We start from the raw sequence: 14,907 nt of genomic DNA, 5'->3' as shown, positions 1-14,907 counted from the left end.
AACAAACAACCGATATACTTTATTTCATCGCACACGAACGCATGTGCACCGGTTGTCTCCTCCACCCTCCCAATTGGTGGATTTAGCCCCGAGCCGCAAGGCCCGGGGCTTTTTTCTTGCGGCCGCCTGCGGCGCTTGCGCAGGCCTATGATCGCGGCCCTATGCCCAAGCCGACAGCGCCACTGACTCCCGCCGATTACCTGAAGAAGATCCTCACCGCCCGCGTCTACGACGTCGCGGTGGAGTCCGCGCTCGAGCCGGCGCGCGCCTTGAGCGCGCGGCTGGGAAACACCGTGCTGCTCAAGCGGGAAGACCAGCAACCCGTCTTCAGCTTCAAGCTGCGCGGCGCCTACAACAAGCTGGCGCATCTGAGCGTCGACCAGCTCGCCAAGGGCGTGATATGCGCGTCGGCCGGCAACCATGCCCAGGGCGTGGCGCTCGGCGCCCACAAGTTGGGCGCGCGCGCCGTGGTGGTGATGCCCGTGACCACGCCCCAACTCAAGATCGACGCGGTGCGCGCGCTCGGCGGCGAAGTGCAGCTCCACGGCGACAGCTATTCGGATGCCTACGTGTACGCGCTCGAACAGCAGAAGATGCACGGGCTGACCTTCGTGCACCCCTTCGACGACCCCGACGTCATCGCGGGCCAGGGCACGATCGCGATGGAGATCCTGCGCCAGCACCAGGGCCCGCTCGATGCGGTGTTCGTCGCCATCGGCGGCGGTGGCCTGATCGCGGGCGTCGCCAACTACATCAAGGCCGTGCGGCCCGAGATCAAGGTGATCGGCGTCCAGATGAACGACTCGGACGCGATGATGCAATCGGTCGCGGCCCGCCAGCGCGTGACGCTCCCCGACGTCGGCCTGTTTTCCGACGGCACCGCGGTCAAGCTGGTCGGCGAAGAAACCTTCCGTGTCGCCAGCGACCTGGTGGACGAGTTCATCACGGTCGACACCGATGCCGTGTGTGCCGGCATCAAGGACGTCTTCATCGACACGCGCAGCATCGTCGAGCCCGCAGGCGCGCTCGCGGTGGCCGCGATCAAGCAGTATGTCGAGGCGCACGGCACGCGCGGCGAGACCTACGCGGCCATCCTCTGCGGCGCCAACATGAACTTCGACCGGCTGCGCTTCGTGGCCGAGCGCGCCGAGGTGGGCGAGGAGCGCGAGGCGCTGTTCGCAGTGACGATTCCCGAGGAACGCGGCAGCTTCCGCCGCTTCTGCGAACTGGTCGGCCAGTTGCCGGGCGCATCGCGCAGCGTGACGGAGTTCAACTACCGCATCAGCGATGCCAGGGAGGCGCACGTGTTCGTGGGGCTGACCACGACGGCGCGCGGCGAATCGAAGACGATCGCCGACACCTTCGTTGCGCACGGTTTCGGCGCCATCGACCTCACGCACGACGAGCTCGCGAAGGAGCACATCCGCCACATGGTCGGCGGCCGCACCGGCCTCGCGCACGACGAGCGGCTGCTGCGTTTCGTGTTCCCCGAACGGCCCGGCGCGCTGTTGAAGTTCCTGAGCCTCATGCGGCCGACCTGGAACATCAGCCTCTTCCACTACCGCAACCAGGGCGCCGACTACGGCCGCATCCTGGTCGGGCTGCAGGTGCCGGCGGCCGACCATGCTGCGTTCGACGAATTCCTCCGGACGCTCGGCTATCCCTTCGTGGAGGAAACCGCCAACCCGGTCTATCGATTGTTCCTGCAGGCCTGAGGCCCGGCCGGCGCCTCAGCGCGGCGGAGCCGGCGCCACCACGGGCGGCGGAGCGCCGGGCACTGCAGGCGGGGGGTTCGCGGCGAGCGGCCGCACCGGCAGCTGCAATGTAAAGGCCGCAGCAGAGTCGAGGCTCGCGCCCAGCGTGGCGGCGCGCGTGCTCACGGACTGCAGCACATAGCCATCCGCCACCTTGGCACCGACACGGAACGGCCGTGGCGGCTTGCCGTCGACGGCAATCAGCGCAGCACCCTGCTGGTCGGTGTCGGCCACCACACCCTGCAGCACGAAGCGGCTTGCCGCATCGGGCGTTGCCGTGACCACGGCCTGGCTGGGCACCGCACCCAGTATTTGCGCCACCGCCGTCGAATCCACGGTCGGCGACGCACCGCTGCTCACCGCGGGCGGTGCGACGGCATCGGACGGCGACATCAGCCGCAGCCCCCAGAACACGATGCTCGCAGCGGCAAGCGCCCAAAGGCCGGTCGTCGCGGTGGCCGAGGGCCAGCGGGCAGGTGCATAGGGAACTGACATGGGGCCGGATTATCATTCAGCGAATGCCGCAAGGCCCTCTTCTTTTGAGGCCCGCTTCTTTTTGATCTGCTCCCCACCTTTCATGCCCCTTTCTCACCGCCCCCTTGCGCGCGCCCTGCAGCGCGGCTTCACGCTGATCGAGCTGATGGTCGTGCTGGTCATCATCGGCGTGCTGGCGGCCCTGATCGTGCCGAACGTGATCGAACGCGCCGACGACGCACGCGTCACCGCCGCCAAGACCGACGTCAACAACCTGATGCAGGCGCTCAAGCTCTACCGGCTCGACAACCAGCGCTACCCCACGTCGGAACAAGGCCTGCAGGCACTGCTCACCCGCCCCACCAGCGGCCCAGCCGCGCCCAATTGGAAGCCCTACGTCGAGAAGCTCCCGAACGACCCCTGGGGCCGGCCCTACCAGTACATGAACCCGGGCCTCAAGGGCGAGATCGACGTGCTTTCGCTCGGCGCCGACGGCCAGGCCGGCGGCGAAGGCAAGAATGCCGACATCGGCAGCTGGCAATAAGCGCTGCGGCCCTCGCTCCGACAGCGCCCGCCGCCGTACCGGCGGCTTCACGCTGCTCGAACTGCTGGTGGTGCTCGCGATCATCGCGCTCGCCACGGCCGGCGTCGGGCTGGCGCTGCGGGATTCGGGCCAGGCCACGCTGGATCGCGAAGCCGAGCGGCTCGCGGCGCTGCTCGAGTCGGCACGGGCACAATCCCGCGCCAGCGGCATCGCAGTGCGCTGGCGTCCTACGCCGCAAGGCCCCGGCAACTTCATCTTCGACGGCCTGCAGCCCGGCACCCTGCCGACCGCCTGGCTCGCCGACGGCATCGCGGCGCAACCCCTCGCCGCCGACGGCACCGCGGTCCCGGCGCTGCAGCTGGGGCCCGAACCGATCATCGCGGCGCAGCAGGTGCTGCTGACCGCGGACGGCCCGCCGGCGCGCAGCCTGCGCATCGGCACCGACGGGCTGCGGCCTTTCACGGTGGTCGCGCCATGACCAGCGGCCGGCAGGCAGGTTTCACGCTGATCGAAGTGCTGGTCGCGCTCGGCATCGTCGCGATCGCACTGATGGCCGGCTCGCAAGCCACGATGGCGCTCACGCGCAACGCGCAGCGCCAGTCGGACCTGTTGCTCGCGCAGCTGTGCGCCGAAAACGAGCTGATCAAAGCCCGGCTCGCGCGGCAGTTGCCGGCGGTCGGCGATGCGGGCCTGGTCTGCACCCAGGCCAACGTGAGCTTCGCCGTCACCGTCTCGACCACGCCCACGCTGAACCCGAACTTCCGCCGTGTCGACGTCCAGGTGCGCGATGCAGCCGACGCGCCGGTGCTGCGCCTGTCCACCGTCGTGGGACGCTATTGATGCGCAGATCCAAGGGCTTCACGCTGATCGAGCTGCTGGTCGCGATCGCGGTCATGGCACTGCTCGCGCTGGTGAGTTGGCGCGGCCTGGAGGGCATGGCGCGCGCCCAAGCCCTGAACCGCGAGCGAGGCGACGCCATGCTCACGCTGCAGGCTGCGCTCTCGCAATGGAATGCGGATCTCGATGCCACGACGGCGCTGGCGCAGATCAGGCCGATGGACTGGGACGGCCGCGTGCTGCGCCTCACGCGGCGCAGCACCGACAGCGCCCAATCGGTGGTCTATGTAGTTGCCTGGACCCTGCGCGCCGATGCCGTGGTGGGCGCGCGCTGGCAGCGCTGGCAATCGCCCGGCATCACCACCCGCGCCGAATGGCAGCAAGCCTGGGACCGCGCCGCCGCATGGGGCCAGGACGGCGGCGCCGGCACGAGCTCCGGCAGCGAGCTGCGCGGCGCAGAGCTCGGGCTGATGCCGGTCGAGGCCTGGCAGCTCTACTACTTCCGCAACGACAGCTGGAGCCCGGCCGTCGGCGCCGAGGTGCTCGGCACAAGCACGCCCTTGCCCGACGGCGTGCGCCTGGTCCTGAGCCTGCCGCCCGGCCCGGCGCTCGCCGGGCTGCTGACCCGCGACTGGCTGCGGCCCACCGCCATGGCGCCCAAATCATGAAGACGCGAGTGAAGTCCGCCAGCAACACGCGCGGCGCTGCCCTGCTGGCGGCCATGCTGACCGTCACGCTGGTCGCGACCTTCGCCGCCGCCGCGCTCTGGCAGCAGTGGCGCGCGGTCGAGGTCGAGGCGGCCGAGCGGGCGCGGGTGCAGTCGGCCTGGGTGCTGGTCGGCGCGCTCGACTGGTCACGCCTGATCCTGCGCGAGGATGCCCGAGCCGGCGCCGCCGCGGGCGGGGGCGCAGACCACTTGGCCGAGCCCTGGGCCGTGCCGCTGGAGGAAGCCAAGCTGACCAGCTTTCTCTCGGCCGAGAAGAACATCGCGAGCGATGTGCTCGAAGGCCTGCCCGATGCCTTTCTTTCGGGCCGCATCATCGATGCCCAATCCAAGCTCAACGTGCTGAGCCTGGTGCAGGGCGGCAAGCCCGTGGTCGCATCGGTCGCCGCCTTCACCAAGCTGTTCGAACTGCTGGGCTTGCCCGCGCAGGAACTGGCGGCGCTGACAGCCAATCTGCAACGTGCGCTGCCGGCCGCCGCGACGACCGGCACCGGCACCGGCACCGGCACCGGCACCGGCACCGGCACCGGCACCGGCACCGGCACCGGCACCGGCACAGGCACAGGCACAGGCACAGGCACAGGCACAGGCACAGGCACAGGCACAGGCACAGGCACAGGCACGGGCACGGGCACGGGCACGGGCACGGGCAGCGGCACCACGCCCCCCGCCGTGACTCCCGACACCTCGGCCACTGGCCCGCTGATGCCGCAGCGCACCTCCCAGCTGGTCTGGCTCGGCCTCTCGCCCAACACCGTGGCCGCGCTGGAACCCTACGTCACCGTGCTGCCGGCGGGCAGCAAGCTCAACATCAACACCGCCAGCGCCGAAGCCTTGTTCGCCAGTGTTCCCGCGCTCGATCTCGCCGGTGCCAAGCGCCTGGTGGCGCAACGCACGCGCAGCCACTTCCGCACCCTGAGCGACGCGAACCGCCTCCTGCAGGACAGCTCGGTGCAGTTCAGCGAAGGCCAGCACAGCGTGGCAAGCAGCTACTTCGAAGTACATGGACGGTTGCGGCTGGACCGAACTTGGGTCGAGGAACAGTCGCTGCTGCGGCGCGACGGCATCGAGGTCCGCATCGTGTGGCGCGAACGTGGTGCGGGCGCCACGCCGGCGCTGCCGAAGTCCTGAAGCGGAAACTTTTAGTCACGCTTATAGGATAAAAAGCACGGGAGCGCCCACGCCACGGGCGTAAGGCGCTATCAAATATGTAGCGGGTGGATGTGAACCATCCACCTACAATGACCACCCCTCACCGATCGCCATGGCCTTATTGCTCGTCACCGTCCCACCCCCGCCCGCTCCCGCCGGCGGCGAGTACGGCTGGGCGGTCTGGTCCAGCGACGGCCGCAAGCTGCGCTCCCAGGGAAGCGCGCCGCCGGCCCTGCTGCCGAGCGGGGACGAAGTGATCCTGGGTGTGCCCGCGGCCGCCCTCTCCTGGCACCAGGTCACGCTGCCGCAGGGCAGCATGAGCGGCGCCGTGCGCGTGCGCTCGGTGCTCAATGGCCTGCTCGAAGACCGGCTGCTCGACGAACCCGAGCTGCTGCATTTCGCGCTGGAGCCCGGCGCACGCGCCGCCACGCCCGCATGGGTGGCGGCCTGCAACCGGATCTGGCTGCGCAGCGCGGTGCAGGCTCTCGAAGCAGCGGGCCGCCGCGTCACGCGCATCGTTCCCGAATTCGCGCCGCAGCCGGCCGGCGCGGCCCCGATGGTCTTCGCGATCGGCGAAACGGACGCCGCGCAGCTCGTGATCTGCGACACCCAGGGGGTGACCGCGCTGCCGCTCGACGGCGCCGGCGTTGCGCTGCTCGGCACGCCCCCCGAAGGCACGACGATGCTGGCCGAACCCGCGGTGGCCGAACTGGCGGAAAGCCTGCTCGGGCGCCGCGTGCCGATCGTCAAGCCAGCCGCACGCTGGCTGCAGGCCAGCCGATCGCCCTGGGATCTTGCGCAGTTCGACCTTGCGTCCACCGGCCGCGCCCGCGCGAGCAAGAAGCTGGCAGGGATCTGGCGCGCCGTATGGCACGAGCCCGAGTGGCGCGCGGCACGCTGGGGCGCACTGGTCCTGGTGCTGGCCCAGCTCATCGGCCTCAACGCCTGGGCCTGGAAGGAGCGCAGCGCGCTCGACAGCAAGCGTGCCGCGGTGAACAGCATCCTCAAGCAGACTTTCCCGTCGGTGCAACTGGTGGTCGATGCGCCGGTGCAGATGGCACGCGAGGTCGCCTCGCTGCAGCAGGCCACCGGCGGCGTCGCCGCGGCCGATTTCGAACCCATGCTGGGCGTGCTCGCAAGCAGCCTGCCGCCCGGCCGCGTGCCCACTGCCATCGACTACAGCGCCGGCCAGTTGCGGCTGCGCGGCCTGGGCTTGCAGCCCGCCGAGGCAGACAGCGTCGCGTCCACGCTGTCCACACGCGGCTACAGCGCACGCAGCGAAGGCGATCTGCTGCTGGTTCAGGCGGAGGCCGCGCGATGAACAACTGGCTCGAATCCCTCGAAGCACGTTGGCAGGCCTGGTGGCCCGAACTCGAATCGCGCGAGCAGCGCATGATCGCGATCGCCGCCGCGCTGGTGGTGCTCGCCCTGCTCTGGTGGGTGATGCTGGCGCCCGCGCTGCGCACCCTGTCGTCGGCACCGGCCGAGCACGCAAAACTCGATGCGCAATTGCAGCAGATGACCAGCCTGCAGACGCAAGCCAAGGCCCTGCAGTCCCAGCCGCGCGCCAGCCGCGACGACGCCATGCGCGCGCTCGAAACCTCGGTGCGCCAGAGCTTCGGACCCAACGCCCAGATGCAGCCCGCCGCTGCCGGCGAAGGCGTGACGATCGCCATGCGCACCACGCCCGCCGACACGCTCGCCCAATGGCTGGCACAGGCGCGCAGCAATGCGCGCGCCGTGCCGCGCGAGGTGCATCTGACGCGCACCGCGCAAGGCGCTCCGGCCGCCGCTTCCCCCGCAGCAACGGCCAAAGGTGCCGAGCCTTCCGTCGTGCGCTGGGACGGCACGCTGGTCATGAGCCTGCCGGCCCGTTGAGCACCGTCACCGCCATGGCCACCCGACGCTCTCCTGTCCTCGGCAAATCGACCGGCCGGCGCTGGGCCATTCTCGGCGCGCTGATCGGTGCGGTGCTGGCGCTCTCGGTCTACGCGCCGGCACGCTGGCTGGCCGCCTTTCTGGCCGCGCGAAGCGATGGCCATCTGCAATTGGTCAATGCGCGCGGAACGGTCTGGAACGGCAGCGCGGGAGTCGTGTTCTCGAGCGGCGCGGGCGGCGCCGAATCGATTTCCCTGCCCGGCACGCTGGGCTGGACATTGCGGCCGCGCTGGGACGGCGTGACCGCCGCGCTCGACATCCCTTGCTGCGCGCCCAAGCCGCTGCAGTTCAAGGCGCGTCCGCGGCCCAGCGGATTGCAGCTCGAGTGGCGCGACGGCCAGTCCCGCTGGCCCGCCGCGCTGCTCAGCGGTTTCGGCGCGCCCTGGAACACCCTCAAGCCCGAAGGCGTGCTCGACATCTCCATGCAGGCCTTCGCGATGCAATGGAACGGCCCGCAGCTGGGGCTCGCCGGCCGCGCCGTCCTCGACGCCACCGACATCTCGTCCAGCCTCTCGACGCTCAAGCCGATGGGCAGCTACCGCATCACGCTCGAGGGCGGGCCGACGCCGACCCTCCTGCTGACCACCCGCGAAGGCAGTCTCCAGCTCAGCGGCAGCGGACGATGGGACGGGAGCGCGCTGCGCTTCGACGGCGAAGCCAGCGCCGCCCCGGGGCGCGAAGATGCGCTCTCGAATTTGTTGAATATCATCGGGCGACGCGAAGGCGCGCGCTCGCTCATCACACTGGGTTGACCATGAAGCAACAGTCTTCGTACGCGACACGCATCGGCACCGCCGCCCTCGCGGCACAGATGCTGATCACCGCCTGCATTCCGGCTGCGTTCGCGCAGGAAGCCGCAGCGCCGCCACGACGCGGCGAGCCGATCACGCTGAATTTCACCAACGCCGAGATCGAATCCGTCGCGCGGACCATGGCGGTCGTGACCGGCCGCGACGTGGTGGTCGACCCGCGCGTGAAGGGCACGATCAACCTGCAGACCGACCGCGCGATCTCCCCCGCCGCGGCCTTCAACCAGTTTGCCGCGGCGCTGCGCCTGCAGGGCTTTGCGATCGTGCAGTCCGAAGGCCTCTACAAGGTGGTGCCGGAGGCCGATGCCAAGCTGCAGAGCAGCGCCGTCAGCACCTCGACGCCCGCCACCGCGACGCTGAGCGGCAACCAGATCGTGACCCAGGTCTTCAAGCTCAATTACGAGTCGGCCAACAACCTGCTGCCGGTACTGCGCCCGCTGATCGCGCCCAACAACACGATCAACGTGAACCCGGGCAACAACTCGCTGGTGATCACCGACTATGCCGAGAACATGCGGCGGCTGGCGCGCATCATTGCCGCGCTCGACGTGCCGAACGCTTCCGACATCGAGGTCATTCCGTTGAAGCACTCGGTCGCCACCGACCTGGTGCCGGTGCTCACGCGCCTGGTCGAAGGCGGGTCCGCGACCGTGCCCGGGCAGGTGGCGGGCGCCGCGCCCGGCGCCGCCGACGCCTCGTTCCGCACCACGCTGCTGGCCGAGCCGCGCAGCAACGCCGTCATCCTGCGCGCGGCCAACCCGGCGCGTTCGCAGCTGGTCCGCATCTTGATCGATCGCCTCGACCGTGCGCCGATCGACAGCGGCAATGGCGCGGCCGGCAACATCTACGTCGTCTACCTCAAGAACGCCGACGCGGTCCGGATGGCGATCACCTTGCGCGCCGCGCTCGCAAGCTCGCAGCCGAGCACCCCCGGCGCGCTGGGCGGCGCGGCCGGTGCCCTCAGTACCGCCGGAACCACGCCCGCCGCCCAACAGCAGCAACAGCAGTTCAGCCAGCTCGGCGCGAGTGCGCAAGGCGGAATGAGCGCCGCCACGGCACCAATCAGCGGGACGGCGCAGCCCTCCACCGGTGGACAGATCCAGGCCGACCCGGCGACCAACTCGCTGATCATCAGCGCGGCCGAACCGCTCTACCGGCAGCTGCGCGCGGTGATCGACCGTCTCGACAGCCGCCGCGCGCAGGTGCTGATCGAAAGCCTGATCGTCGAGGTCAATGCCGACAAGGCGGCCGAGTTCGGCATCCAGTGGCAAGCCGGCCTCGGCAGCAGCGGCGACCGCAACGTGGGCGTGATCGGCACCAACTCGAGCCTGGGCGGCGCCAACATCATCGACCTGGCCGTCGGGCTGGCGACCGGCAACGCCGCGACGCGGCCCTCGACCGGCTTCAACTTCGGCATCGGCCACCGCTACGGCAGCGACGGGCAGTACGTGCTGGGCTTCCTGGCCCGCTTCCTGGCGAGCAACGGCGAGGGCAACGTGCTGTCCACCCCCAATCTGCTGACGCTCGACAACGAGGAAGCCAAGATCGTCGTCGGCCAGAACGTGCCCTTCGTCACCGGCCAGTACACCAGCGCCGGCGGCAATACCAACACCGTCAACCCGTTCCAGACCATCGAGCGCAAGGACGTCGGCCTGACGCTGCGCGTGCGCCCGCAGATCAGCGAGACCGGCACGGTCAAGATGCAGATCTTCCAGGAGGTCTCCAGCGTGGTCGCATCCACGGTGAACAACCTGAACGGCCCCACCACGAGCAAGCGCTCGATCGAATCGAACGTGCTGGTCGACGACGGCAACATCATCGTGCTCGGCGGCCTGCTGTCCGACGAGTATTCGACCTCCGAGGAAAAAGTGCCCGGCCTCGGCGACGTCCCGGTGCTCGGCAACCTGTTCAAGAGCGAGGTCCGCAGCCGCCGCAAGACCAACCTCATGGTGTTCCTGCGGCCGACCATCGTGCGCGACCAGCTCTCCGGCGACACGATCACGGCCGACCGCTACGATGCGCTGCGCGCGATGCAGCAGAACATCCAGCCTTCGACCGACAACCCGATGCTCAATTCGGTGCGCGGGGCGCCGGTGCTGCCACCGCTGAGCGACACCGTGCGCGGCGACCCGTCGCGCCGCATCGAGGGCACGCGCCTGATCCCGCCGCCGCTGCCGCCGCAGCACGCACCGCTGCCGCCGGGCCCGATGAAGGGCGCGCTGCCGCCGACCGCCGACCCGTCCACGGCGCGCGAACTGCCTTAAGGATCCTGCCGTGCGCTATCCCCTGCCCTACGCCTTCGCACGCAGCCAGCAACTGCTGCTCGAAGAAACGGACGAAGGCGCCTTCACCCTCTGGATGCCCCAGGTGCCGCCGCGCAGCGCGATCGGCGAGGTGGCCCGCAAGTACCCGGTCAAGGCCTTCGAGGCGCTGGCGCCCAACGAGCTGGCGCAGCGCATCAGCGCCGCCTATGCGCAAGGCGAATCGAACGCCGCTGCGGTCGTGAGCGAGGTGCAGGGCGATGCCGATCTCTCGCGCATGATGCAGGAGCTGCCGGCGGTGGAAGACCTGCTGGAAAGCGCCGGCGATGCGCCCATCATCCGGATGCTCAACGCGCTGCTCACGCAGGCAGCGCGCGACGGCGCCAGCGACATCCACATCGAACCCTACGAGCGGACCTCCGCGGTGCGCTTCCGCATCGACGGCACGCTGCGCGAAGTGGTGCAGCCCAACCGCGCCCTGCACGCCGCGCTGATCTCGCGCCTGAAGATCATGGCCGACCTCGACATCGCCGAGAAGCGCCTGCCGCAGGACGGGCGCATCAGCCTGCGCATCGGCACGCGCGCGGTCGACGTGCGGGTCTCGACCCTGCCGTCGGCACACGGGGAACGCGCGGTGCTGCGCCTGCTCGACAAGACCGAAAGCAAGCTCACGCTCGAAGCCGTCGGCATGCAGGGCGACACGCTGGCGCGCTTCCAGCACCTGATCGGCCAGCCGCACGGCATCATCCTGGTCACCGGGCCGACCGGCTCCGGCAAGACCACCACGCTCTACGCCGCGCTCAGCCGGCTCGATGCCGGCCGAAGCAACATCATGACGGTCGAGGATCCGATCGAATACGAGTTGCCCGGCGTCGGCCAGACCCAGGTCAACGCCAAGATCGAGCTGACCTTCGCGAAGGCGCTGCGCGCGATTCTGCGGCAGGACCCGGACGTGATCATGATCGGCGAGATCCGCGATTTCGAAACTGCGCAGATCGCGATCCAGGCCTCGCTCACCGGACACCTGGTGCTGGCCACGCTGCACACCAACGATTCGGTCAGCGCCGTGACGCGCCTGACCGACATGGGCGTGGAGCCCTTCCTGCTGAGCTCCTCGCTGCTCGGCGTGCTGGCGCAGCGCCTGGTGCGCAGGCTCTGCCCGGTCTGCGCCGTGCCCTCGGCCGCCGGCGACGAGGCCGAGCCCGTCGGTTGCGATGCCTGCGGCCAGACCGGCTACCAGGGCCGTACCGGCATCTTCGAACTGCTGGTGGCCGACGACACGGTGCAATCGCTGATCCACAACCGCGCGCCCGAAAGCCAGCTCTTCGTGGCGGCCGAGCGCGGCGGCCTGCGTTCGATGCGCGAGGACGGCGAGCGGCTGGTCAAGACCGGCGTGACCTCGCGCGCCGAGCTGCTGCGCGTGACGAGAGACTGATCGATCGGCCAATCGGCCGCCGCCGGGCCGCCCCCTCGGGGGTCGAGTTACACGCAGCGAAGCAGAGTGAGAAGCCTTGGGGCCAAGAGAGTCACTCCAGCACGACGAGGTTGCGCGTCTGCGGGTCGGTCTCCACATGGCGCACGCGACCCGCATTGTCGAACAGCACCTGGAACTCGCTGAAGCTGCTGAGCCACATGCGCCAGATCGGCGCGTCGAGGTTCGGGTTCTCGCTGCTCATCGGATAGCCCACGGCCATCGCCACCTGCTCCCGCGTCATGCCCTTGGTGACGCGCGCCGACTTGATTGCGTCCCGGATCTTGGGCGGGTAGCCCGCGATCTTGCGTGCCGGGTCATCGCTCACCACGTAGCGCTTGGCGAAGGTGCCGAGATCAAGGTCGCGGCTGTAGTCGTTGCCGATGGCCTGCTTGCTGCCGTTGAGTTCGACCTGCACGCGGTTGCGGCCATAGCCAGTGACGCGCGCCGGCGTGCCGGCCGGGATGATCCGCTTACCGCTTTCGGCATAGTTGCCGTCGCTGATCCAGCTGCCGTCGGTGCGCATGTTGCAGCAGAGAAAGCCGTCGAAAGTGGGTTGCGCCGCGGCGGGAAGGGAAAGCGCTCCCAGCAGCGCAGCGACGGCTACAGCAGTGGTACGAAGCGACATGAAGACTCCTCGGAGTGGTGTTGTGGAAGCCGCGCGACGAAAAGGCAACGCCAAACGCCGACAATGCTGGCTCGCGCATTTTGTCGCCAGTCACCATGCCCGCCTATTCCTTTGAAGCCATAGACCAACTGGGCCAGCCCCGCAAGGGCGTGCTCGAAGCCGACACAGCCCGCAGCGCCCGCGGGATGCTGCGCGCACAGGCACTGATTCCGCTGTCGGTGACCGTCGTCGGCAGCGTGGAGAGCGGCGCCGCGCCGGACCGGAGCTTGCGCCGCCTGCTGGGCGGCAAGCGCGTCTTCAACTCCACCACCCTCTCGGTCTGGACGCGGCAGATCGCCGGCCTGGTCTCTTCCGGCCTGCCGCTCGAACGCGCGCTCACCGCGCTGACCGACGAAGCCGAGACCGAACAGCAGCGCAACCTGATCGCCTCCCTGCGCGCCGAGGTCAACGCGGGCTCGCCCTTCGGGCGCGCGCTGGCCCAGCATCCGCGGGAGTTCTCGCCCATCTACACCGCGGTGATCGGCGCCGGCGAGCAAAGCGGCAATCTCGGCCTGGTGCTCGAGCGCCTGGCCGACGACCTCGAACAGCGGCAGGCGCTGCAGCAGAAGCTGGTCGGCGCGGCCCTGTACCCGGCGATCGTGACCCTGGTCGCGATCGTGATCGTGATCTTCCTCGTCAGCTACGTGGTGCCCCAGGTGGCCAACGTGTTCGCGGGCACGAAGCGGGCGCTGCCCATCCTCACCGTGGCGATGCTGGCCCTGAGCGACTTCGTGCGCAACTACGGCTGGCTGATGCTCGGCGCCATCGTGCTGGCGACCCTCGGCGCGCGCATGGCGCTGGCACGCGCTGCCGTGCGCGAACGATTCGACGCCGCCTGGCTCGAGCTGCCGCTGGTCGGCAGGCTGTCCCGCGGCTACAACGCGGCGCGCTTCGCGAGCACGCTCGCGATGCTGGCCACGGCCGGCGTGCCGATCCTGCGCGCGCTGCAGGCCGCCTCCGAAACGCTGAGCAACCGCGCCATGCGCGCCGACGCGCTCGACGCACTGGTGCTGGTGCGCGAAGGCGCGCCGCTCGCCTCCGCGCTGGCACAGAAGAAGAGATTCCCCGGCATCGTCTCGATGTTCGCCCGCCTCGGCGAACAGACCGGCACCCTGCCGTTGATGCTGCAGCGCGCGGCGGCCCAGCTCGGCGCCGAGGTGCAGCGCCGCGCGATGCACTTGGCGACCATCCTCGAGCCGCTGCTCATCGTGGCCATGGGCGGCGTGGTCATGCTGATCGTGCTGGCGGTGCTGATGCCGATCATCCAGCTCAATCAGTTCGTGAGGTAGCCGATGCCGGTTTCTCTGGACGACAAGCTGGTGGTGGCCATCTCCTCGCGTGCGCTCTTCAATCTCGAGGAAGAGAACAGGATCTTCGAAGCGGGCGACGACGCCGGCTACATGAAGCTCCAGCTCGAACGGCTCGACGTGCCGGCCCAGCCCGGCATCGCCTACTCGCTGGTGCGCAAGCTGCTGCGCTTCAACGACGACGGCGTGCAGCGCGTCGAGGTCGTGATCCTCTCGCGCAACGATCCGGTCTCGGGCATGCGGGTGTTCCGCTCGGGCGTGGCCAACGGCATTTCGCTGCAGCGCGGCGTGTTCACGCAGGGCCGGCCGCCCTTCGGCTATTTGCGGCCGCTGCGCGCGCACTTGTTCCTCTCGGTCAACGCCGAGGACGTGCGCGAGGCGCTCAATGCAGGCTTCCCGGCCGCGCGCGTGCTGGTCGAATCGGTGCATGCGAGCGACGCCTACCCCAACGAGGTGCGCATCGCCTTCGACGGCGACGCGGTGCTCTTCAGCGACGAGGCCGAGCGCGTGTACCAGGCCGAGGGACTCGACGCCTTCCAGCTGCACGAATCCAGCAAGGCCCAGCTGCCGCTGCCCGAAGGGCCGTTCAAGCCTTTGCTCGCCGCGCTGCATCGGCTCCAGCTCGCGAGCAATCCCAGCATGCGCATCCGCACCGCGCTGGTCACCGCGCGCAGCGCGCCGGCGCACGAGCGCGCGATCCGCACGCTGATGAACTGGAACATCAAGGTCGACGAAGCCATGTTCCTCGGCGGCCTGCCCAAGGGCGAGTTTCTGCGCGAGTTCGAGCCCGACTTCTTCTTCGACGACCAGACCGGCCACGTGGACTCGGCCGCGCGCCACGTGCCTTCGGGTCATGTGGCGAGCGGCATCAGCAACCTGCGCTGAGCCGGCGCTTCAGCGCCGTTTAAGAATGCGGCGCGCCCAGGCGATACGATGAACGCAAAGGCGCCGCTTCGCGCGCCGGCCAAC

The 14,907-nt window shown here is 69.5% G+C and carries 15 protein-coding genes; 13 read left to right on the top strand and 2 right to left on the bottom strand.

Annotated elements, in window-relative coordinates; all coding sequences use genetic code 11:
* The first annotated feature begins 161 nt into the window (after positions 1–161).
* Positions 162–1,715: a threonine ammonia-lyase, biosynthetic gene (gene ilvA, locus AC3A6B_RS23430; protein ID WP_487839044.1), complete on the top strand. Its 1,554-nt coding sequence runs from the start codon at positions 162–164 to the stop codon at positions 1,713–1,715.
* 15 nt (positions 1,716–1,730) lie between these two features.
* On the opposite strand, the gene AC3A6B_RS23425 is transcribed toward ilvA, so the two are convergent.
* Positions 1,731–2,249: a type II secretion system protein N gene (locus AC3A6B_RS23425; protein ID WP_487839043.1), complete on the bottom strand. Its 519-nt coding sequence runs from the start codon at positions 2,247–2,249 to the stop codon at positions 1,731–1,733.
* A gap of 82 nt (positions 2,250–2,331) precedes the next feature.
* Here AC3A6B_RS23425 and gspG point away from each other — a divergent pair, with 82 nt between their 5' ends.
* The 10 genes from gspG to gspE all read left to right on the top strand — a co-directional run bounded on the left by gspG (position 2,332) and on the right by gspE (position 11,928).
* A complete protein-coding gene (gene gspG, locus AC3A6B_RS23420; RefSeq protein ID WP_487839042.1) occupies positions 2,332–2,772 on the top strand; it encodes a type II secretion system major pseudopilin GspG in 441 nt (146 codons plus the stop codon).
* On the top strand, positions 2,747–3,250 hold the full coding sequence (locus tag AC3A6B_RS23415; protein ID WP_487839041.1) for a prepilin-type N-terminal cleavage/methylation domain-containing protein: 504 nt from the start codon (positions 2,747–2,749) through the stop codon (positions 3,248–3,250). The genes gspG and AC3A6B_RS23415 overlap by 26 nt, the downstream gene beginning before the upstream one ends.
* Complete coding sequence (gene gspI, locus AC3A6B_RS23410; protein ID WP_487839040.1) at positions 3,247–3,612, top strand: type II secretion system minor pseudopilin GspI; 366 nt, start codon at positions 3,247–3,249, stop codon at positions 3,610–3,612. The genes AC3A6B_RS23415 and gspI overlap by 4 nt, the downstream gene beginning before the upstream one ends.
* Complete coding sequence (locus AC3A6B_RS23405) at positions 3,612–4,277, top strand: PulJ/GspJ family protein (RefSeq protein WP_487839039.1); 666 nt, start codon at positions 3,612–3,614, stop codon at positions 4,275–4,277. The genes gspI and AC3A6B_RS23405 overlap by 1 nt, the downstream gene beginning before the upstream one ends.
* Entirely contained in the window at positions 4,274–5,464 is a 1,191-nt protein-coding gene (gene gspK / locus AC3A6B_RS23400; RefSeq protein WP_487839038.1) for a type II secretion system minor pseudopilin GspK, read from the top strand. Before AC3A6B_RS23405 ends, gspK begins: the two co-directional genes overlap by 4 nt.
* Before the next feature lie 133 nt (positions 5,465–5,597).
* Positions 5,598–6,806, top strand: a complete 1,209-nt coding sequence (gspL, locus tag AC3A6B_RS23395; protein ID WP_487839037.1) for a type II secretion system protein GspL — start codon at positions 5,598–5,600, stop codon at positions 6,804–6,806.
* A complete protein-coding gene (locus AC3A6B_RS23390; protein ID WP_487839036.1) occupies positions 6,803–7,363 on the top strand; it encodes a type II secretion system protein M in 561 nt (186 codons plus the stop codon). The genes gspL and AC3A6B_RS23390 overlap by 4 nt, the downstream gene beginning before the upstream one ends.
* Positions 7,364–7,377: 14 nt before the next feature.
* Positions 7,378–8,175: a type II secretion system protein N gene (gspN, locus tag AC3A6B_RS23385; protein WP_487839113.1), complete on the top strand. Its 798-nt coding sequence runs from the start codon at positions 7,378–7,380 to the stop codon at positions 8,173–8,175.
* Positions 8,176–8,177: 2 nt separating this feature from the next.
* Positions 8,178–10,496 (top strand): type II secretion system secretin GspD, encoded by a 2,319-nt coding sequence (gene gspD / locus AC3A6B_RS23380; RefSeq protein ID WP_487839035.1) that lies wholly within the window; start codon positions 8,178–8,180, stop codon positions 10,494–10,496.
* Positions 10,497–10,506: 10 nt separating this feature from the next.
* A complete protein-coding gene (gene gspE / locus AC3A6B_RS23375) occupies positions 10,507–11,928 on the top strand; it encodes a type II secretion system ATPase GspE (RefSeq protein WP_214698490.1) in 1,422 nt (473 codons plus the stop codon).
* A gap of 91 nt (positions 11,929–12,019) precedes the next feature.
* Here the strand turns inward: gspE and AC3A6B_RS23370 are convergent, their stop codons facing one another.
* Complete coding sequence (locus AC3A6B_RS23370) at positions 12,020–12,592, bottom strand: hypothetical protein (RefSeq protein WP_487839034.1); 573 nt, start codon at positions 12,590–12,592, stop codon at positions 12,020–12,022.
* 95 nt (positions 12,593–12,687) lie between these two features.
* On the opposite strand from AC3A6B_RS23370, the gene gspF reads away from it, so the two are divergent.
* Both gspF and AC3A6B_RS23360 read left to right on the top strand, forming a co-directional pair.
* Positions 12,688–13,920: a type II secretion system inner membrane protein GspF gene (gene gspF, locus AC3A6B_RS23365; protein ID WP_487839033.1), complete on the top strand. Its 1,233-nt coding sequence runs from the start codon at positions 12,688–12,690 to the stop codon at positions 13,918–13,920.
* A gap of 3 nt (positions 13,921–13,923) precedes the next feature.
* Positions 13,924–14,823: a 5'-nucleotidase gene (locus tag AC3A6B_RS23360; RefSeq protein WP_487839032.1), complete on the top strand. Its 900-nt coding sequence runs from the start codon at positions 13,924–13,926 to the stop codon at positions 14,821–14,823.
* The last annotated feature ends 84 nt before the right edge of the window (positions 14,824–14,907 follow it).

Source organism: Variovorax sp. Soil_C_33 (genome assembly GCF_057656935.1).
The sequence above is the reverse complement of the archived record's forward strand: the minus strand, read 5'-3'. Positions and strand labels throughout refer to the sequence as shown.